The sequence below is a fragment of the Burkholderia sp. AU33423 genome, from assembly GCF_002223135.1.
GTDB lineage: Bacteria > Pseudomonadota > Gammaproteobacteria > Burkholderiales > Burkholderiaceae > Burkholderia > Burkholderia lata_D.
The window spans coordinates 725,199-744,029 of record NZ_NKFH01000005.1 but is presented as its reverse complement, the minus strand read 5'-3'; the positions used below and the strand labels follow the sequence as shown (position 1 = coordinate 744,029).

19 protein-coding genes are annotated in these 18,831 nt (G+C 66.9%); 14 read left to right on the top strand and 5 right to left on the bottom strand.

Annotated features, from left to right (window positions below):
* The first annotated feature begins 175 nt into the window (after positions 1–175).
* From gshA to ptsP, 5 genes are all read left to right on the top strand, one after another.
* Positions 176–1,465, top strand: a complete 1,290-nt coding sequence (gene gshA / locus CFB50_RS15965) for a glutamate--cysteine ligase (RefSeq protein ID WP_011353295.1) — start codon at positions 176–178, stop codon at positions 1,463–1,465.
* A gap of 26 nt (positions 1,466–1,491) precedes the next feature.
* Entirely contained in the window at positions 1,492–2,448 is a 957-nt protein-coding gene (gshB, locus tag CFB50_RS15960; RefSeq protein ID WP_069248941.1) for a glutathione synthase, read from the top strand.
* A 231-nt stretch (positions 2,449–2,679) separates the two neighbouring features.
* The gene (locus CFB50_RS15955; RefSeq protein ID WP_069248940.1) at positions 2,680–3,156 is read left to right on the top strand and encodes a PTS sugar transporter subunit IIA; all 477 of its coding nucleotides are present in this window, start codon (positions 2,680–2,682) and stop codon (positions 3,154–3,156) included.
* A 93-nt stretch (positions 3,157–3,249) separates the two neighbouring features.
* Positions 3,250–3,519 carry an HPr family phosphocarrier protein gene (locus CFB50_RS15950; RefSeq protein ID WP_069248939.1) on the top strand — a complete coding sequence of 90 codons (270 nt, stop codon included), beginning with the start codon at positions 3,250–3,252 and terminating at the stop codon, positions 3,517–3,519.
* 481 nt (positions 3,520–4,000) lie between these two features.
* Positions 4,001–5,773, top strand: a complete 1,773-nt coding sequence (ptsP, locus tag CFB50_RS15945; protein WP_089446487.1) for a phosphoenolpyruvate--protein phosphotransferase — start codon at positions 4,001–4,003, stop codon at positions 5,771–5,773.
* A gap of 74 nt (positions 5,774–5,847) precedes the next feature.
* Here ptsP and CFB50_RS15940 read toward each other — a convergent pair whose 3' ends face one another.
* The 3 genes from CFB50_RS15940 to gpmA form a co-directional block, all read right to left on the bottom strand.
* Positions 5,848–6,600 (bottom strand): HesA/MoeB/ThiF family protein, encoded by a 753-nt coding sequence (locus CFB50_RS15940; protein ID WP_089446486.1) that lies wholly within the window; start codon positions 6,598–6,600, stop codon positions 5,848–5,850.
* 103 nt (positions 6,601–6,703) lie between these two features.
* On the bottom strand, positions 6,704–8,257 hold the full coding sequence (locus tag CFB50_RS15935) for a S41 family peptidase (protein WP_089446485.1): 1,554 nt from the start codon (positions 8,255–8,257) through the stop codon (positions 6,704–6,706).
* Between the two features lie 273 nt (positions 8,258–8,530).
* Positions 8,531–9,277, bottom strand: a complete 747-nt coding sequence (gene gpmA, locus CFB50_RS15930) for a 2,3-diphosphoglycerate-dependent phosphoglycerate mutase (protein WP_027789056.1) — start codon at positions 9,275–9,277, stop codon at positions 8,531–8,533.
* 135 nt (positions 9,278–9,412) lie between these two features.
* Here gpmA and CFB50_RS15925 point away from each other — a divergent pair, with 135 nt between their 5' ends.
* The 5 genes from CFB50_RS15925 (at position 9,413) to CFB50_RS15905 (ending at position 12,329) form a co-directional block, all read left to right on the top strand.
* Complete coding sequence (locus CFB50_RS15925; RefSeq protein ID WP_027785516.1) at positions 9,413–9,835, top strand: rhodanese-like domain-containing protein; 423 nt, start codon at positions 9,413–9,415, stop codon at positions 9,833–9,835.
* Positions 9,832–10,092: a glutaredoxin 3 gene (gene grxC, locus CFB50_RS15920; protein ID WP_089446484.1), complete on the top strand. Its 261-nt coding sequence runs from the start codon at positions 9,832–9,834 to the stop codon at positions 10,090–10,092. The genes CFB50_RS15925 and grxC overlap by 4 nt, the downstream gene beginning before the upstream one ends.
* A 107-nt stretch (positions 10,093–10,199) precedes the next feature.
* Positions 10,200–10,682, top strand: coding sequence for a protein-export chaperone SecB (gene secB, locus CFB50_RS15915; protein WP_011353285.1), 483 nt, complete (start codon positions 10,200–10,202; stop codon positions 10,680–10,682).
* Positions 10,683–10,710: 28 nt separating this feature from the next.
* Entirely contained in the window at positions 10,711–11,709 is a 999-nt protein-coding gene (locus CFB50_RS15910; protein WP_089446483.1) for an NAD(P)H-dependent glycerol-3-phosphate dehydrogenase, read from the top strand.
* A 95-nt stretch (positions 11,710–11,804) separates the two neighbouring features.
* Entirely contained in the window at positions 11,805–12,329 is a 525-nt protein-coding gene (locus CFB50_RS15905; protein WP_089446482.1) for an O-acetyl-ADP-ribose deacetylase, read from the top strand.
* A 34-nt stretch (positions 12,330–12,363) separates the two neighbouring features.
* Here CFB50_RS15905 and trmL read toward each other — a convergent pair whose 3' ends face one another.
* Positions 12,364–12,834 (bottom strand): tRNA (uridine(34)/cytosine(34)/5-carboxymethylaminomethyluridine(34)-2'-O)-methyltransferase TrmL, encoded by a 471-nt coding sequence (gene trmL, locus CFB50_RS15900; protein WP_011353282.1) that lies wholly within the window; start codon positions 12,832–12,834, stop codon positions 12,364–12,366.
* Positions 12,835–12,939: 105 nt separating this feature from the next.
* Positions 12,940–13,743: a ComF family protein gene (locus CFB50_RS15895; protein ID WP_089446481.1), complete on the bottom strand. Its 804-nt coding sequence runs from the start codon at positions 13,741–13,743 to the stop codon at positions 12,940–12,942.
* Between the two features lie 81 nt (positions 13,744–13,824).
* On the opposite strand from CFB50_RS15895, the gene CFB50_RS15890 reads away from it, so the two are divergent.
* The 4 genes from CFB50_RS15890 (at position 13,825) to ctaD (ending at position 18,812) form a co-directional block, all read left to right on the top strand.
* A complete protein-coding gene (locus tag CFB50_RS15890) occupies positions 13,825–14,790 on the top strand; it encodes a methyltransferase domain-containing protein (RefSeq protein ID WP_089446480.1) in 966 nt (321 codons plus the stop codon).
* 195 nt (positions 14,791–14,985) lie between these two features.
* Entirely contained in the window at positions 14,986–15,510 is a 525-nt protein-coding gene (locus CFB50_RS15885) for a DUF2244 domain-containing protein (protein WP_069248931.1), read from the top strand.
* 55 nt (positions 15,511–15,565) lie between these two features.
* On the top strand, positions 15,566–17,161 hold the full coding sequence (gene coxB, locus CFB50_RS15880) for a cytochrome c oxidase subunit II (RefSeq protein WP_089446479.1): 1,596 nt from the start codon (positions 15,566–15,568) through the stop codon (positions 17,159–17,161).
* A gap of 43 nt (positions 17,162–17,204) precedes the next feature.
* The gene (ctaD, locus tag CFB50_RS15875) at positions 17,205–18,812 is read left to right on the top strand and encodes a cytochrome c oxidase subunit I (RefSeq protein ID WP_069248929.1); all 1,608 of its coding nucleotides are present in this window, start codon (positions 17,205–17,207) and stop codon (positions 18,810–18,812) included.
* The last annotated feature ends 19 nt before the right edge of the window (positions 18,813–18,831 follow it).

The window sequence follows — 18,831 nt, the reverse complement described above, 5'->3', positions numbered from 1 at the left end:
CCGCCCACCCGGCGGGCTTTTTTTCTCCTGCCACCCACTGCCGTAGCGGATAACCCTTCACTCTATCGGGTCAATAGCCGAAAACTTCCTCCATATCCTTGTGAAGCCGGGAACAATCCCCAAATGGGCAGGGCAATTGCTCTACAATCTTCATTCTCCCGCTCGCGAGTGATTCATGGTTCCCCACCTCGTTACCGCGTTGAACGGTCCGCTGCTCGAACTCGAGCAGAAGATCCTCGACGCGACGCCTGCGATCGAACGCTGGTTCAGGCTCGAATGGCAGGAACACACCCCGCCGTTCTATTGTTCGGTTGACCTGCGCAACGCCGGCTTCAAGCTGGCGCCCGTCGACGCGAACCTGTTTCCCGGCGCATTCAACAATCTGCCGTCCGAAGTGCTGCCGCTCGCCGTGCAGGCCGCGATGGCCGCGATCGAGAAGATCTGCCCGGACGCGAAGAACCTGCTCGTGATTCCCGAGCTGCCGACCCGCAACGCGTTCTACCTCGAAAACGTCGCACGCCTCGCAACCATCATGCGCCAGGCCGGCCTGAACGTGCGCTTCGGCTCGCTCGACCCGAGCATCACCGACATGACGCCGATCACGCTGGCCGACGGCCAGAAGATCGTGCTCGAACCGCTCGAGCGTTCGCAGCGCCGCCTCGGCCTGAAGAATTTCGATCCGTGCTCGATCCTGCTGAACAACGACCTGTCGGCCGGCATCCCGGCCGTGCTGGAAAACCTGCACGAGCAGTACCTGCTGCCGCCGCTGCACGCGGGCTGGGCCGTGCGCCGCAAGTCGACGCACTTCTCGTGCTACGACGACGTCGCGAAGAAGTTCGCGAAGATGGTCGGCGTCGATCCGTGGATGGTGAATCCGTATTTCGCGCACGTGGAAGGCGTCGACTGGCAGGCGCATGAAGGCGAGCAGGCGCTCGCCGATGCGATCGACGGCGTGCTGAAGAAGATCGCGCGCAAGTACCGCGAATACGGAATCAGCGAGAAACCGTACGTGGTCGTGAAGGCCGATGCGGGCACGGCGGGGCGCGGCGTGATGACCGTGCACGACGCGGCCGAGATCGGCCGCATGTCGAAGGCCGAGCGCGCGCAGATGGCCGAGTCGAAGGCCGGCCTCGCGGTGCGCGACGTGATCGTGCAGGAAGGCGTGTATACGTTCGAGCGCGTCGGCGACGAAGTCGCGGAGCCCGTCGTGTACATGATCGACCGCTACGTGGTCGGCGGCTTCTACCGCACGCACGCGGGCCGCGAGCGCGACCAGAACCTGAACGCGCCCGGCATGCACTACGTGCCGCTCGGCTTCGAGCACACCGCGCTGCCGGATGCGGGCGCGAAGCCGGGGGCCGCGCCGCCGAACCGTTTCTACATGTACGGCGTCGTCGCGCGGCTGTCGCTGATCGCGTCGTCGATCGAACTGGAAAAGACCGACCCCGAAGCCATCCAGGTGTAACGGACCTTCGCCAAGTACAGGACCTCATGGACATTCTCTTTATCGCCGACCCGCTCGAGCGCTTCAAGATCTACAAGGATTCGACCTACGCGATGATGGCGGAGGCGGCGCGGCGCGGGCATGCGGTGTACGCGTGCGAGCCGAACCACCTCGCGTGGACGGGGTCGGCCGTCGAGGCCGACGTGCGCCGCATCACGTTCGTCGGCGACCCGGACGACCTGCATCGCGAGACGTGGTACGAGGCCGGGCCGGTCGACGCGCGCCGCCTCGAATCGTTCGGCGCGGTGCTGATGCGCAAGGATCCGCCGTTCGACATGGAATACGTGACGTCGACCTGGCTGCTGGAGCTGGCCGAGCGCGCCGGCGCGCGCGTGTTCAACAAGGCGCAGTCGATCCGCGACCATTCGGAGAAGCTCGCGATCGGCGAGTTTCCGCAGTTCGTCGCACCGACGCTCGTCACGCGCGACGCGAAACGGCTGCGCGCATTCCACGCCGAGCACGGCGACGTGATCCTGAAGCCGCTCGACGGGATGGGCGGGATGGGCGTGTTCCGCGTGAAGCCGGACGGCATGAACCTCGGTTCGATCATCGAGATGCTGAGCCATGACGGCACGCGTTCGGTGATGGCGCAGAAATTCATCCCCGAGATCAAGGCCGGCGACAAGCGCATCCTGCTGATCGGTGGTGAGCCGGTGCCGTTTTCGCTCGCCCGGATTCCGCAGGGCAGCGAGGTGCGCGGCAATCTCGCGGCGGGCGGGCTCGGCGTTGCGCAGCCGCTGACCGCGCGCGATCGCGAGATCGCCGACACGCTCGGGCCCGTGCTCGCGGCGCGCGGGCTGCTGCTGGTCGGCCTCGATGCGATCGGCGACTGGCTGACCGAGGTGAACGTCACGAGTCCGACGTGTTTCCGCGAGATCATGGAGCAGACGGGCTTCGACGTCGCCGCGATGTTCATCGACGCGCTGGAGCGTGCGGCCGCGTAGGCCGCTTTCCCGCACAACCCCGGCGGCGGCCGCGCAGGTCCCCCGTCGCCGGAGCAGTTCGACCGGCCTGCTACAATGCCCGCTTGCCCGGTGCCGCGCTCGCGCACCCGAGGCCCGGCGGTCGGGCCGAAACTGTTGCAAGGCTGAACATGGAACGTTTCCCACACTCGCTACGCTCATTGCCCCGCCGCGGGGTGTTGGCCCGCCAGGGGCGGCCGGGAGCGATCTGACATGGCCGGGATCCTGATCATCGCGCACGCCCCGCTCGCCACCGCGCTGCGGGACTGCATCGCGCACATCTATGGCGGCGTGCCCGCCCGCATCGGCTGTATCGACGTGATGGCGGACAGCGATCCGACCCAGGTGATGGCGTTCGCCCACGCGGAACTCGCGCGGCTCAGGGAAGAGAACGGCGTGGTCGTGCTGACCGACATGTACGGCGCGACGCCCGCGAACATCGCCGGCCAGCTCGCCAAGCTCGACAACGTGCGTGTGCTCGCGGGCGTGAACCTGCCGATGCTCGTGCGGGCCGTCTGCTACCGCACCGTGCCGCTCGACAAGCTGGTCGACAAGGCGCTGTCCGGCGGCGCGAAGGGCGTCCACGAGGTGTCGTCCGGTACGCCGCCGCCGCCGACGGAAACCGGCTGCGGCCAGTGCGCGCCGATTCCGCCCGAACCGCAGCCGCGCACGCCGAGCGAATCGCACTGAGCGAGCGCACCGAGTACCCGTTACCCGTTTTCCGTTTTAGACCGCACCGCCGACGCGCGCCGCCGGCGGTCCCGACCGACCCGACCGAGAATCATGCTTCAACAAGAAACCACCATCGTCAACAAATTGGGGCTCCATGCGCGCGCATCGGCCAAGCTTACGCAACTGGCCGGCAACTTCCAGTCGGAAGTATGGATGACGCGCAACGGGCGCAAGATCAATGCGAAGAGCATCATGGGCGTGATGATGCTGGCGGCCGGCATCGGCAGTACGGTGATGATCGAGACCGACGGGGCCGACGAGAAGGAAGCGATGGACGCGCTGCTGAAGCTGATCGCCGACAAGTTCGGCGAAGGCCAGTGATCTAGGGCCTGTTTCCATATGGAACGCGCATGCGTTGCCACGAGAACGGCCGCTCGCGAGGCGCGCGACGCCGCGAATACTGGACGTATTCGCAAGGAGCGCAACGCGGCGAGCGGCCGTTCTCGTGGCAACCCCAAATTAAAAAATACGTGTCACGGGAATGCCCGAAATCGCCCGTATGGCGGCGTCGCTCGTCGCTTGTTTGGCTCGGCCAAACGGCGCTCCTCGCTCCTTGCCCTACGAGCGATTTCGGGCATTCGCATGTGCGTTCCATATGGAAACAGGCCCTAGGATCGTTGCCGTTTCCAGTCAGAATGCCGCGGATTCCGCGGCATTTTTTTCGTCGGAAGCATTGATGCGGAATGCGCAATGCTGCGGTGCATGCAGCCAGCGGGGAGTCGCGGAATTTATAATCGCTAACCGGGGTCATAAGCGCATCGCAGCAGTGTGCCGCGGCTTTACTTGTACAGAGGAGGTGCGCGTGTCCTTCACGCTGCATGGTATTCCCGTCTCACGTGGTATCGCGATCGGGCGAGCGTATCTGATCGCGCCGGCGGCGCTCGACGTCGCCCATTACCTGGTCGAGGCAAACCAGATCGATGCGGAGGTCGAGCGCTTCCGCACCGCGCTCGAGGTCGTGCATCACGAACTCGAAGCGCTGCGCGCCGACCTGACCGACGACACGCCGAGCGAAGTCGGCGCATTCATCGACGTCCACGCGATGATCCTGAGCGACGAGATGCTCGTGCAGGAAACCATCGATCTGGTCCGCACGCGCCGCTACAACGTCGAGTGGGCGCTGACCGAGCAGCTCGAGCTGCTCACGCGCCACTTCGACGATATCGAGGACGAATACCTGCGCGAGCGCAAGGCCGACATCGAGCAGGTGGTCGAGCGCGTGCTGAAGGCGCTCGCCGGCGCACCGTCGGCTTCGCAGGCACTGGACCGCGCGGCCAAGAACGGCACGAACGAGATGATCGTCGTCGCGCACGACATCGCGCCGGCCGACATGATGCAGTTCAAGTCGCAGTCGTTCCAGGCGTTCGTCACCGATCTCGGCGGGCGCACGTCGCACACGGCGATCGTCGCGCGCAGCCTCGGCATTCCGGCCGCGGTCGGCGTGCAGCATGCGAGCGCGCTGATCCGCCAGGACGACCTGATCATCGTCGACGGCGACCAGGGCATCGTGATCGTCGATCCCGCGCCGATCGTCCTCGAGGAGTATTCGTACCGGCAGTCCGAGAAGCTGCTGGAGCAACGCAAGCTGCAGCGTCTGAAGTTCTCGCCGACGCAAACGTTGTGCGGCACCAAGATCGATCTGTACGCGAACATCGAGCTGCCCGACGACGCGAAGGCGGCCGTCGAGGCCGGCGCGGTCGGCGTCGGGCTGTTCCGTTCCGAGTTCCTGTTCATGCATCAGAAGGAGATGCCGGAAGAGGAGGAGCAGTTCGCCGCGTACAAGCGGGCTGTCGAGTGGATGAAGGGCATGCCGGTGACGATCCGCACGATCGACGTCGGCGCGGACAAGCCGCTCGAGGCGCTCGACGAAGGCTACGAGACGGCGCCGAACCCCGCGCTCGGCCTGCGCGCGATCCGCTGGAGCCTGTCCGAGCCGCAGATGTTCCTCACGCAGTTGCGCGCGATCCTGCGCGCGTCCGCGTTCGGCCAGGTGAAGATCCTGATCCCGATGCTCGCGCACGCGCAGGAGATCGACCAGACGCTCGACCTGATCCGCGAGGCGAAGCGCCAGCTCGACGACGCGGGGCTCGCGTACGACCCGAACGTGCGCATCGGCGCGATGATCGAGATTCCGGCCGCGGCGATCGCGCTGCCGCTGTTCCTGAAGCGGTTCGATTTCCTGTCGATCGGCACGAACGACCTGATCCAGTACACGCTCGCGATCGATCGTGCGGACAACGCGGTCGCACACCTGTACGACCCGTTGCATCCGGCCGTGCTGCACCTGATCAGCTATACGTTGCGCGAAGCGAAGCGCGCGGGTGTGTCCGTGTCGGTGTGCGGGGAAATGGCCGGTGACCCGGCGCTCACGCGCCTGTTGCTGGGGATGGGGCTCACCGAGTTCTCGATGCATCCGAGCCAGTTGCTGGTCGTGAAGCAGGAGATCCTGCGTGCGCACCTGAAGGCGCTCGAAAAGCCGACGGCCGACGTGCTCGCCGCATTCGAGCCGGAGGAAGTGCAGGCCGCGCTGCAGCGCCTGTCGGTTGCGGAGCCGCGCGCGGATGCGGCTGCCTGACGCACGCGCGTTGCCGCTGAAACCTTAGCGAAGTGTCACCACGCATGCGCCGCCCGGCGCATGCCCGTCGCGCGTCAGTGCCGGCCCCCGCACACGGGGCAGTCGGCCTGGCGCGCGATTTTCATCGTCGTCCATTCCATCCGCAGCGAATCGAGCATCATCAGCCGGCCGTTGAGCGTCTTGCCGATTTCGCCGATCACGCGCAGCGCCTCGGCGGCCTGCATCGCGCCGATGATCCCGACCGTCGGCGCGAACACGCCCATCGTCGCGCACGCGACTTCCTCGAACGGCTGGTCTTCCGGAAACACACATGCATAGCAAGGCGCGGCCGGGTCGCGGAAATCGAACGTGCTGATCTGCCCGTCGAAGCGCAGCGCGGCGCCCGATACGAGCGGCACGCCGTGCACGACGCAGGCGCGGTTGATCGCATGCCGCGTCGCGAAGTTGTCGGTGCAGTCGAGCACGACGGTCGCGTGCGGCACGTGCCCGTCGAGCCACGCATCGTCGACGCGCTCCGCGACCGCGTGCACCTTCACCTCGGGGTTCAGCTGCGCGAGCGCGTCGCGCCCCGATTCGACCTTGTGGCGGCCGACCGACGCCGTCACGTGCAGGATCTGCCGCTGCAGGTTCGTGAGATCGACCGTATCGGCGTCGACGAGCGTGATCGTGCCGACGCCCGATGCCGCGAGGTACATCGCGGCGGGCGAGCCGAGACCACCCGCGCCGACGACGATCGCGTGCGCATCGAGAAAGCGCTGCTGCGCCTCGATGCCGATTTCGTCGACGAGGATGTGACGGGAGTAGCGAAGGAGTTGATCGTCGTTCATGGGGAGTCGTGGCGAGGCGGCGTCTGTGTCGTTATTTTAGGCGCGCATGAAAAACGGGCCATCGCGGTCTTCCCGCGATGGCCCGTCGGATGCCGGCCGGCGCTTACTTCGGCGCCGACGCGGGCTTCGGTGCGGAAGCCGGCTTCGCGGCGCTCGCGCCCGATGCCTTCGCAGCCGTGGCAGCCTTGGCGGCCGGGCCCTTCGTCGTGCTCTCGGCGAGCAGCGACTTCGATGCCTGGACCTGCTTGCCTTCGAGCTTGTTGAGCGCCTGCTGCATCATGAAGTCGTCGGCGCTGCCGAACTCGATCGGCTTGCGATCGCGATCCTTCTGGCGCTGCTCCGGCGTCTTCTTGTCGTTCTGCTCTTCAAGAACGCGCAGCTGATCCATCCGGCGCTGTTCGCGGTCTTCCTGTTCCTTCTTCTCGTTCGGATCCTGCGTGTTCGCGAGGTGGTTCGTGTAGTCGACCTCGCGCGTCACGAGCACGTCGTCCGGATCGCCGTCGGCGTACTGATCGACCGGCACGTCCGGCGTGATGCCCTTGTTCTGGATCGAACGGCCGCTCGGCGTGTAGTAGTACGCGGTGGTCAGGCGCAGCGCGGTGTCGGCCGTCATCGGGCGGACCGTCTGCACCGAACCCTTGCCGAACGTCGTCTTGCCCATGATCTGCGCACGCTTCGAATCCTGCAGCGCACCGGCGACGATTTCCGACGCGGACGCCGAATAGGCGTTCGTCAGCACGATCATCGGCACGGTCTTGAAGACCGGCGGCAGGTTCTTCAGCGGATCGCCGTCGAAGGACGGCAGGCGATAATTGTCGTACGTATCGCGGTAGACCTGCTTCGAATCGGCGATCTGGCCGTTGGTCGACACGACGACGGAGTCGGGCGGCAGGAACGCGCCGGCCACGCCGACCGCGCTCTGCAGCAGGCCGCCGCCGTTGTTGCGCAGGTCGAGGACGAGGCCCTTCAGGTTCGGCTGCTGGCGTGCGATATCTTGCAGCTTCTGGGCGAGATCGGGCGTCGTGCGCTCCTGGAAGCTCGTGATGCGGACATACGCATAGCCCGGATCGAGGATCTTCATCTTCACGCTCTGGACCTTGATGATCGCGCGCGTGACCGTGACCGGGAACGTGCGGTCGTCGCTCTTGCGGAAGATCGTCAGCGTGACCTTGGTGCCCGGCTCGCCGCGCATCTGCTTGACGGCCTTGTCGAGCGTCATGCCGCGCACCGGCTTGTCGTTGATGCGGGTGATCAGGTCGCCCGGACGGATGCCGGCGCGGAACGCGGGGGTATCCTCGATCGGCGAGATGACCTTGACGAGGCCGTCTTCCTGCGAGATCTCGATGCCGAGACCCGCGAAGCGGCCCTTCGTCTGCTCCTGCAGCTCGTCATAGTCGGTCTTGTCGAGGAACGACGAATGCGGGTCGAGGCTCGACACCATGCCCTTGATCGCGGCCGTCAGCAGCTTCTTGTCGTCGACCGGTTCGACGTACTCGCGCTTGATCTGTCCGAAGACTTCCGCGAACAGGCGGAGCTGGTCGAGGGGAAGCGGCGCCGTGGCGGTCTGCTCGGCCGATGCGGAAACCTGCAGCGTGGCGAACACGCCCGTGGCGAGGCCCGCGGCAATCAGGCCGATGTTCTTCAATTTCATTCGCATAGAGATCTGGTGCGGTCGGGAAGCGCGTGGCGGTAGCGGGGATGATGTAGCGGACAAGTATAACTGTTCGTCCGATAACTCAGTGGAACGGCGCGAAAAGCGTCGAAAAGGGCCCGGAGCCGGCCCGGCGGGGCACCGCCGCGCGCTGCGGGTTCGAAAGCGGATTCGACAGCGCCGGTGCCGCGAAGGTTCGCGCGGTGCGCAGGGCAAGGGGTGGGGCCGGGCGGGCCGCACCGGACGCGCGGCCCGTCCGGCTCACCCGGCCGACGGGCGTCAGCCCGCCTTGCCCTGCTTCGCGACGGCGGCCTGCGCCTGCGCGATCGCGTCCTGGTCGCCGAGGTAATAGTGCTTGATCGGCTTCAGGTTCTCGTCGAGTTCATACACGAGCGGCACGCCGTTCGGGATGTTCAGGCCGACGATGTCGCTGTCCGAGATGCCGTCGAGGTACTTGATCAGCGCGCGCAGCGAGTTGCCGTGCGCGGCGATCAGCACCTGCTTGCCGGCGCGCACCGCCGGGGCGATCGACTCGTTCCACAGCGGCAGCACGCGCGCGACCGTGTCCTTCAGGCACTCGGTGAGCGGCAGCTGCTCGCGCGGCACCTTCGCGTAGCGCGGGTCGTTGAACGGCGCGCGTTCGTCGGTCGGCTCGAGCGCGGGCGGCGGCGTGTCGTAGCTGCGGCGCCACACGAGCACCTGGTCGTCGCCGAACTTCGCGGCCGTTTCCGCCTTGTTCAGGCCCGACAGCGCGCCGTAGTGGCGCTCGTTCAGGCGCCACGAGTGGACGACCGGCAGGTACATGAGGTCCATCTTGTCCTGCACGTGCCACAGCGTGCGGATCGCGCGCTTGAGCACCGACGTGTACGCGATGTCGAACGTGTAGCCGGCCTCCTTGAGCAATTCGCCGGCCTGGTAGGCCTCGTTGCGACCCTGTTCGGTCAGGTCGACGTCGACCCAGCCGGTGAAGCGGTTTTCCTTGTTCCACGTCGATTCGCCGTGGCGGATGAGAACGAGTTTGTACATGGATCTTGCGGTCGGTAGTGAAGGAAGCCGTGGCGCGTCGCGCAGGACCCGACCCGGGCCCGCCATCGCGCAAGACGGTTATTTTATAATGGCGGGATTGTCCTCATCCGATTTCTCTTTTTCCGGCGGAATTCCGTGACGTTCTTTACCAATTACACCAACCTGGCCCTTATCGCGATCCTGGTGGTATCCGGCGGCCTGCTGGCCTGGCCCGCGCTGCGCCGCGGCCGCGGCGGCCTGTCGGCTGCGGAGGCGACGCAGCTCATCAATCGCCGCAACGCGGTCGTGATCGACGTGCGCGCCGCGTCCGACTTCGCCGCCGGCCACCTGCCGTCGGCACGTCAGGTCGCGGCGGGCGAGATCGGCGCGAAAATTGCGCAGGTCGCGAAGAACAAGAGCACGCCGGTGCTGCTCGTCTGCCAGAACGGCCAGCAGTCGCAGAAGGCGGCGCGCGAGGTCGAGGCGGCGGGTTACGCCGAGGTGCACGTGCTCGAGGGCGGCGTGGCCGCCTGGCAGCAGGCCGGGATGCCGGTCGTCAAACAAGGAGTGGCGAAGTGAACAAGGTTTTGATGTACAGCACGCAGGTGTGTCCGTATTGCGTCCAGGCAGAGCGCCTGCTGAAGCTGCGCGGTGTCGAACAGATCGAGAAGGTGCTGATCGACCGCGATCCGGCCCGCCGCGACGAAATGATGACGCGCACGGGGCGCCGCACGGTGCCGCAGATCTATATCGGCGACACGCACGTCGGCGGTTACGACGATCTGTCGAAGCTCGACCGCGAAGGCGGGCTCGTTCCGCTTCTGCAAGCGGCCTGATTAGGGCAGAATGGCCGCCGGCCGCGCCGCGGCTTGGGCGCGCAGGATTCATCCGTGGCGGCCGGCGAGAAGCCGGGCCGCCCCGTCACCACTTTTAGGGAAACACCATGTCCGACGTCGAAAACCAACCGTTCTTCAACATCCAGCGCGTCTACCTGAAGGATATGTCGCTCGAGCAGCCGAATTCGCCGGCGATCTTCCTCGAGCAGGACATGCCGTCGGTTGAAGTCGAAGTCGACGTCAAGGCCGACCGCCTCGCGGAAAGCGTGTTCGAAGTCGTCGTGTCGGGCACCGTCACCGCGAAGGTGAAGGACAAGGTCGCGTTCCTGATCGAAGCGAAGCAGGCCGGCATTTTCGACATCCGCAACATTCCGGACGAACAGCTCGACCCGCTCGTCGGCATCGCCTGCCCGACGATCCTGTTCCCGTACCTGCGTTCGAACATCGCCGACGCGATCACGCGTGCGGGCTTCCCGCCGATCCACCTGGCGGAAATCAACTTCCAGGCGCTGTACGAACAACGCCTCGCGCAGCTTCAGCAGCAGGCCGGTGCCGCAGCAGGCGCACCGAACGGCACGACGCTGAACTGACGTTTCATTCGGAGGACCGGTGCTGGGTATGAAAGTAGCCGTTCTCGGCGCCGGTGCCTGGGGCACCGCGCTCGCGGGCCATCTGGCCGCGCGGCACGATACGCTTCTGTGGGCGCGCGACACCGCGCTCATCGCCGGGCTGCAGGCCCGGCACGAAAATTCCCGCTATCTGGACGGCATCGCGCTGCCTGACGCGTTGCGCTACGACGCCGATCTCGGCGCCGCGCTCGCGCATGGCGCCGCGGACGACGCGCTGTGCGTGATCGCCGCGCCGGTGGCCGGGCTGCGCACGCTGTGTCACGCGATGCGCGACGCAGGCTGCGTGCCCGCGCATGTCGTCTGGGTCTGCAAGGGCTTCGAGGCAGACACGCATCTGCTGCCGCATCAGGTGATCGCGGCCGAGCTGCCCGAACAGCGCAGCAACGGCGTGCTGTCGGGGCCGAGCTTCGCCCGCGAGGTCGGGCAGTCGCTGCCCGTCGCGCTGACGGTGGCGAGCACGTCCGCCGAATGCCGCGAGCGTACGCTCGCCGCGTTCCATCACGGCGCGATGCGAATCTATACGGGCGACGATGTGGTCGGCGTCGAGGTCGGCGGCGCGGTGAAGAACGTGCTCGCGATCGCGACCGGCATCGCCGACGGCCTCGGCCTCGGGCTGAACGCGCGCGCCGCGCTGATTACGCGCGGCCTCGCCGAAATGTCGCGGCTCGGCGTCGCGCTCGGCGGCCGGGCGGAAACCTTCACGGGCCTCACGGGCCTCGGCGACCTGATCCTCACCGCCACGGGCGACCTGTCGCGCAACCGCACGGTCGGCCTGCAACTGGCGGCGGGCCGCACGCTGAGCGATATCCTCGGCGCGCTCGGCCACGTGGCCGAAGGCGTGCGCTGCGCGCAGGCCGTGCTGGCCATCGCGCGCGCGCAGTCGATCGAAATGCCGATCACCGAAGCCGTGTGCGGCGTGCTGTTCGATGGAGTCGCGCCGCGCGACGCCGTCAGCGGCCTGCTGCGGCGCGACGCGCGCGCCGAGTAACGCGGCCCGGCGCCGCCCGGCGCCGTGTTCGTTTCGGGCGCGCGGTGTCAAAGCGCGCTACGCTTGAACAGTCTCCGGCGTTCCGGGAGGTTGTCATGCTGCGGATCCATTCCACCACGCTCGATGCGCAGGTCGTCGACATCACGACGCTCGATGTCGACGTGATCGTCAACGCCGCGAACGGCTCGCTGCTCGGCGGGGGCGGCGTCGACGGCGCGATCCACCGCGCGGCCGGCCCCGGCCTGCTTGCCGAATGCCGCACGCTCGGCGGCTGCGAAACGGGCGACGCCAAGCTCACGCGCGGCCACGGGCTGCCGGCGCGCTACGTGATCCATGCGGTCGGGCCCGTGTGGCACGGCGGCGGGCGCGGCGAGGCCGACCTGCTCGCGTCGTGCTACCGGCGTGCGATCGAGCTGGCCGAGGAGGTCGCGGCGACGTCGATCGCGTTCCCGGCGATCAGTTGCGGCATCTATCGCTATCCGGCTGAGGAAGCCGTCGAGATCGCGGTCGGCACCGTTGCCGAAATGCTGCCGCAGGCGCCGAATCTCGCACGTGTGGTGTTCGCGTGCTTTTCTCCCGACATCTACGACCTGTATCGCGCGCGGCTCGCGCGGACGTGACGCGTCCCGCGGTGCGGGATGCGCCGCGCAGGCGTCATGCGCCGCCTTCGAAACCGGCCTGGCGCCACGCCTCGAACACGACCACCGCGACCGTGTTCGACAGGTTCAGGCTGCGGTTGTCCGGCCGCATCGGCAGGCGCACGCGCTGTTCGTTCGGGAAGCGTTCGAGCAGCTCGGCGGGCAGGCCGCGCGTTTCCGAGCCGAACACGAACCAGTCGCCGGGCAGGAACGCATGATCGTGGAAGCGGCCCGAGCCGCGCGTCGTGAACGCGAACATCCGCGCGGGATCGGGCGTTTCCGCCGCGACGAACGCATCCCAGTCGCGGTGCACGCGCATCTGCGCATACTCGTGATAGTCGAGGCCCGCGCGACGCATCCGCGCGTCGTCGAGCGGGAAGCCGAGCGGCTCGATCAGGTGCAGGCGCGCGCCCGTGTTGGCGCACAGGCGGATCACGTTGCCGGTGTTCGGCGGAATTTCGGGGGCGACGAGGACGACGTTGAACATGTTTCGGTCTGGCTGGGCCGGCTGGGGCGGCGCCATGTGCGCGTTCCCGGCCGGCCGGTTCGTGGCGGCCGCCGCCGTGTTCGGGCGGCTGGCCTCTCTATCTAATTAATCCCTGGCGGTGCGCAGCGCAACCAGATTCGTCACGCGCGCGGCGCCCGCCGCCTTCAGCGCGTGCGCGGCGGCCGCGAGCGTCGCGCCGGACGTCATCACGTCGTCGACGAGCGCGACGTGATGGCCGGCGACGCCACCCGCCACCGCGAATGCCGCCATCATGTTGTCGCGCCGTGCGTGCCGGTCGAGCCGCGACTGCGGCGCGGTATCGGCGACCCGTGCGAGCAGCGCCGCATCCGCACGCACGCCGAGCCGCCGCGCAAGCGGGCGTGCGATGGCCCACGCCTGGTTGTAGCCGCGCGCGACGAGCCGCCGGTGCGACAGCGGCACGGGCGCCATCAGGTCGAAGCCGCTGGCGCCGGGTGTATCGTCGATCAACCGGGCGAGCCGCACCGCGAATTCGGTGCCGAGCGCGAGTTGCCGGTGAAACTTCAGGCCGCGCGCGAGCCCGTCGAGCGGCGCGCGGTAATCCGCCAGCGCGAGCGTCGCATCGAATGGCGGCGGCGCCGCGCGGCACGCGTCGCACCGGTATGCGGCCGCGCGGCCGGCGCCGGCGCGAGCGCCGCGCAGCGGGGGCGAACGCGATGGCCCGATGCCCAGCGGCAGCGCGCAGACGTCGCAGCGCAGCCGCGCTTCATTCCAGTACGCGGCGTCGCAAGCGCCACAAATCACGGCGTGTGACATATTGCCGCACAGTGCGCAGCGATTCGGCAGCGCGACCGCGGCGACACGCGCTGCCAGCGCGCGAACCTGCGACAAAGCGACGCGCATCGTGCGCGGGGCGGAACTGCGGATCATCGCAACACTCCTGACACCCCGCCTCAATGAAGCCCGCGAGGCGAGCGAGTATACTTCGGGCTCTTCGCCAGTGTGCCCGACATGTCCCCAGCTTCGACTTCAACCGGCCGTCCGGCCAATGACGCAAGGCGCTTGCGGCGGATCTTCGACCGCCGTGCCGCCACGTTCGATGCGGTCGCGTTCCTGCCGCGCGAGATCGCGCAGCGCATGAACGAGCGCCTCGAATACATCAAGGTGAGCCCCACGGCCGTGCTGGACGCGGGCTGCGGCCCGGGCGACGACCTGCCGGCGCTGCGCGCGCGCTTTCCGGAGGCGCCGGTATTCGGCGTCGACCTGTCCGGCGCGATGCTCGCGCGAGCAGGGCAGCGCGAAGTCGAGCAGACGAGCTGGCGCCGCTGGCTGCCGGCCTCGCTCGGCCGCGCACTGGGCCCGCGCGGCCCGCGCGTCGCGCAGGCCGATTTCGCCGCGCTGCCGTTCCCCGGCGGCGCGTTCGACCTGATCTGGTCGAATCTCGCCCTCCACTGGCATTCGCGCCCGGACGCGGTGCTGCCCGAATGGCAGCGCGTGCTGCGCGTGAACGGGCTGCTGATGTTCAGCACGCTCGGCCCCGATACGCTGCGCGAACTGCGCGCGGCCTGCGCGGACGCCGAAGCGGCGCTCGGCATGGCGCCGCCCGCCGCGCGCGTGATCGATTTCGTCGACATGCACGACCTCGGCGACATGCTCGTCGAGAGCGGCTTCGAGATTCCCGTGATGGATCAGGAAGTGCTGACCGTCACCTACAAATCCCCCGACTCCCTGCTGGCCGACGTGCGCCGCTGGGGCGCCTATCCGTTCGGCCGCGAGGCGCCGCAACGCGCGACGCGGCGCTTTCGCGCGGCGCTCGGCGACGCGCTCGAGGCCCGCCGGCGCGCGGACGGCACGATTCCGCTGACGTTCGAAGTGATCTACGGCCATGCATGGAAGGCCGTGCCGCGCACGACCGCCGAAGGGCACGGGATCGTGCGCATCGAGGACATCGGAAAGGGGCGTCCGAAGAATCGGTAAAGCGGTAAAGAGGGGTTTTGTTATGTCTGAAATTAGCGGCGCAAAGCGGGGTCGAAATGGCGCCTGAAATGGCCGGAAAGCTTGTCGCGCTTGGCTCGCGGGCCGATAGTCGCTTGCTTGTGGATGCCATTGAACCCGCCTATAATGCGTCAGCTTGTCGTCCCGGGGTCCCCGCAATACGGGGCGACGAGTCCGATGCAGGCATGCATCGCATGCCATTCGCGTGAGGCGGCGATGGAAGCAGCGAGGGTTTTGGCGGAGACGACGAACGGCGAGCCGGTCCTCGAGGACTGGCTCATGAAACGCAACTGTTCGGCGTCGCCGCGCCAGTTCGTGCTGTTTTATGCGTCGCTCGCGAGCTTCTCGCTGGTGATCGCGACATTGCTGATGTGGCGGGGGGCTTGGCTCGTCATGCCCTTCACCGGAATCGAATTGCTGGCTGTGGGTGTCGCATTTGCGATCTATGCTCGCCATGCGGTCGATTACGAGCGCATCAGGCTGTATCCGCACCGGCTCGTGATCGAGCGGATGGATGCGGAGCGGCTCACGCAGATCGAATTCAACCCGCGCTGGGTGCGGGTCGAGCCGGGTGCGACGCCACGCGATCCGATTCGGCTGGTATCGCGCGGGCAGACCGTCGTAATCGGGCAGCATCTCGCGCAGTACAAGCGGGCGCAGTTCGCCGACGAACTGCGCGCGTCGCTCAGGCGCTGCGGCTGACGAGGCGCGGGCACCGGCGGATAGGGCCGGTAGCTTGCGACGGGGGAGGGTTTGAATGGAAATTTTGGGTAAGGATGCTATGAAAACAATCAAGCGAGCCCTCGCGGGCGTGCTGGCATGCAGCGGATTGCTCTTTGCCGGTGCCGCCCTGGCGGTCGGTGATAGCCCGGGCGGCCCCCGTGTCAACGAGATCAACTTTCAGCCGCCTGTCACGAAGATCGCCGAGGAGCTCTACGATCTCCACACGATGATGCTCATCCTGTGTACGGTGATCTTCGTCGGCGTGTTCGGCGTGATGTTCTATTCGATCTTCGCGCACCGCAAATCCAAGGGCCACAAGGCCGCCAATTTCCATGAAAGCACGACCGTCGAGATCATCTGGACGATCGTGCCGTTCGTCATCGTCGTGCTGATGGCGCTGCCGGCGACGAAGGCCGTCGTCGCGATGAAGGACACGACGAACGCCGATCTCACGATCAAGGTCACCGGCTACCAGTGGAAGTGGGGCTACGACTACGTGAAGGGCCCGGGCGAGGGCATCGGCTTCCTGTCGACGCTCAGCACCCCGCGTGACGAAGTGATGGGCAAGAAGCCGATCACCGACACCTATCTGCAGGAAGTCGACAACCCGCTCGTCGTGCCGGTCAACAAGAAGATCCGCATCATCACGACCGCGAACGACGTCGTCCACTCGTGGTACGTGCCCGCGTTCGGCGTGAAGCAGGATGCGATCCCCGGCTTCGTGCGCGACACGTGGTTCAAGGCCGACAAGGTCGGTACGTTCCGCGGTTTCTGTACCGAGCTGTGCGGCAAGGAACACGCGTACATGCCGGTCGTCGTCGAGGTCCTGTCGGATGACGACTACGCGAAGTGGGTCACCGCGCAGAAAGCCAAGCTGGCCAGCGCCGCAGTCGATCCGAACAAGGTCTACACGATGGCTGAACTCGTCGCGCACGGCGAGGAAGTCTACAAGGCGAACTGCGCGGCCTGCCACCAGGTGAGCGGCAAGGGCCTCGGCGCCTTCCCGGCCATGGACGGCAGCCCGATCGTGAACGGCCCGATCGCCGGCCACGTCGAGCGCGTGCTGCATGGCAAGGGCGCGATGCCGTCGTGGGCGTCGCTGTCGGATCTCGACATCGCCTCGGTCGTCACGTACGAACGCAATTCGTGGGGCAACCACAAGAACGACCTGCTGCAGCCGAAGCAAGTGGCCGACGCGCGTAACGGCAAGATGCCGGAAGACGCGGCGGGCGCAGCAGCAGCGGCGCCGGCGGAAGCCGCTTCGGCACCGGCGCAGGCTGCGTCGGGCGCGGAGCAGCCGGCGGCAGCGGCATCGGCCGCACTGTCGACGATCTACTTCGAGACGGGCAAGAGCGTGCTGCCGGCCGACGCGAAGGCGGCGATCGCCGCCGCGGCCGACTATGCGAAGGCACATCCGGACGCGAAGCTCGCGCTGTCGGGCTTTACCGACAAGACGGGCTCGGCCGACGCGAACGCCGAACTGGCGAAGCATCGCGCACAAGCCGTGCGCGACGCGCTGAAGGCAGCAGGCGTGGCGGAAGACCACATTATTCTCAAAAAGCCGGAAACGATCACGGGCGGGGCTGACGCGAAGGAAGCCCGGCGTGTCGAGATCGGCCCGGCGGCTTGACGTGTCGCTGAGTTAGTCGACGTATTCGCATTAGGAGATTCTCATGTCTAGCATCGGGCACGACGTAGCCGCGGACCACGCGCACGACGACCACGCGCACGAAATGCCGCACGGCTGGCGGCGCTGGCTGTTCGCCACCAACCACAAGGACATCGGTACGCTGTACCTGTTGTTCTCGTTCATCATGTTCCTGTCGGGCGGCGTGATGGCGCTCGCCATCCGGGCCGAGCTGTTCGAACCGGGCCTGCAGATCATGCGTCCGGAGTTCTTCAACGAACTCACGACGATGCACGGCCTGATCATGGTGTTCGGCGCGATCATGCCGGCGTTCGTCGGCTTCGCGAACTGGATGATTCCGCTGCAGATCGGCGCGTCCGACATGGCGTTCGCGCGGATGAACAACTTCAGCTTCTGGCTGCTGCCGGTCGCGGCCGTGCTGCTGGTCGGTTCGTTCTTCGCGCCGGGTGGCGCGACGGCCGCCGGCTGGACGCTCTACGCACCGCTGTCGACGCAGATGGGCCCGGGCATGGACTTCGCGATCTTCGCGGTCCACATCATGGGCGCGTCGTCGATCATGGGCGGGATCAACATCGTCGTGACGATCCTGAACATGCGCGCACCGGGCATGACGCTGATGAAGATGCCGATGTTCGCATGGACGTGGCTGATCACGGCGTACCTGCTGATCGCCGTGATGCCGGTTCTGGCAGGCGCGATCACGATGGTGCTGTTCGACCGCCACTTCGGCACGTCGTTCTTCAACGCGGCAGGCGGCGGCGACCCGGTGATGTACCAGCACATCTTCTGGTTCTTCGGCCACCCCGAGGTGTACATCATGATTCTGCCGGCGTTTGGGATCGTGTCGCAGGTGATCCCGGCGTTCGCACGCAAGACGCTGTTCGGCTATAGCTCGATGGTGTACGCGACCGCTTCGATCGCGATCCTGTCGTTCATGGTCTGGGCGCACCACATGTTCGCAACGGGCATGCCGGTCACCGGCCAGCTGTTCTTCATGTACGCGACGATGCTGATCGCGGTGCCGACGGGCGTGAAGGTGTTCAACTGGCTCGCGACGATGTGGCGCGGCTCGATGACGTTCGAAACCCCGATGCTGTTCGCGATCGGCTTCCTGTTCGTGTTCACGTTCGGTGGTCTCACGGGCCTGATGCTCGCGATGGCGCCGCTCGACATCCAGTATCACGGGACCTACTTCGTGGTGGCGCACTTCCACTACGTGCTGGTGGCCGGCTCATTGTTCGCGCTGTTCTCGGGCTGGTACTACTGGGCGCCGAAGTGGACGGGCTGGATGTACAACGAGACGCGCGGCAAGATCCACTTCTGGGCGTCGATGATCTTCTTCAACCTGACGTTCTTCCCGATGCACTTCGTCGGTCTCGCAGGCATGCCGCGTCGCTACGCGGACTACCCGGCGCAGTTCACGGACTTCAACCAGGTGGCGACGATCGGCGCATTCGGCTTCGGCCTCGCGCAGGTGTACTTCCTGTTCGCGGTCGCGCTGCCGGCGTACCGTGGCGGCGGCGAGCTGGAAAAGGCGTCGGACAAGCCGTGGGATGGCGCGGAAGGCCTCGAGTGGACGGTGCCGAGCCCGGCTCCCTTCCACACGTTCGAGCAACCGCCGCACGTCGAGTAAGTTTCACAGTGCGTTCCGC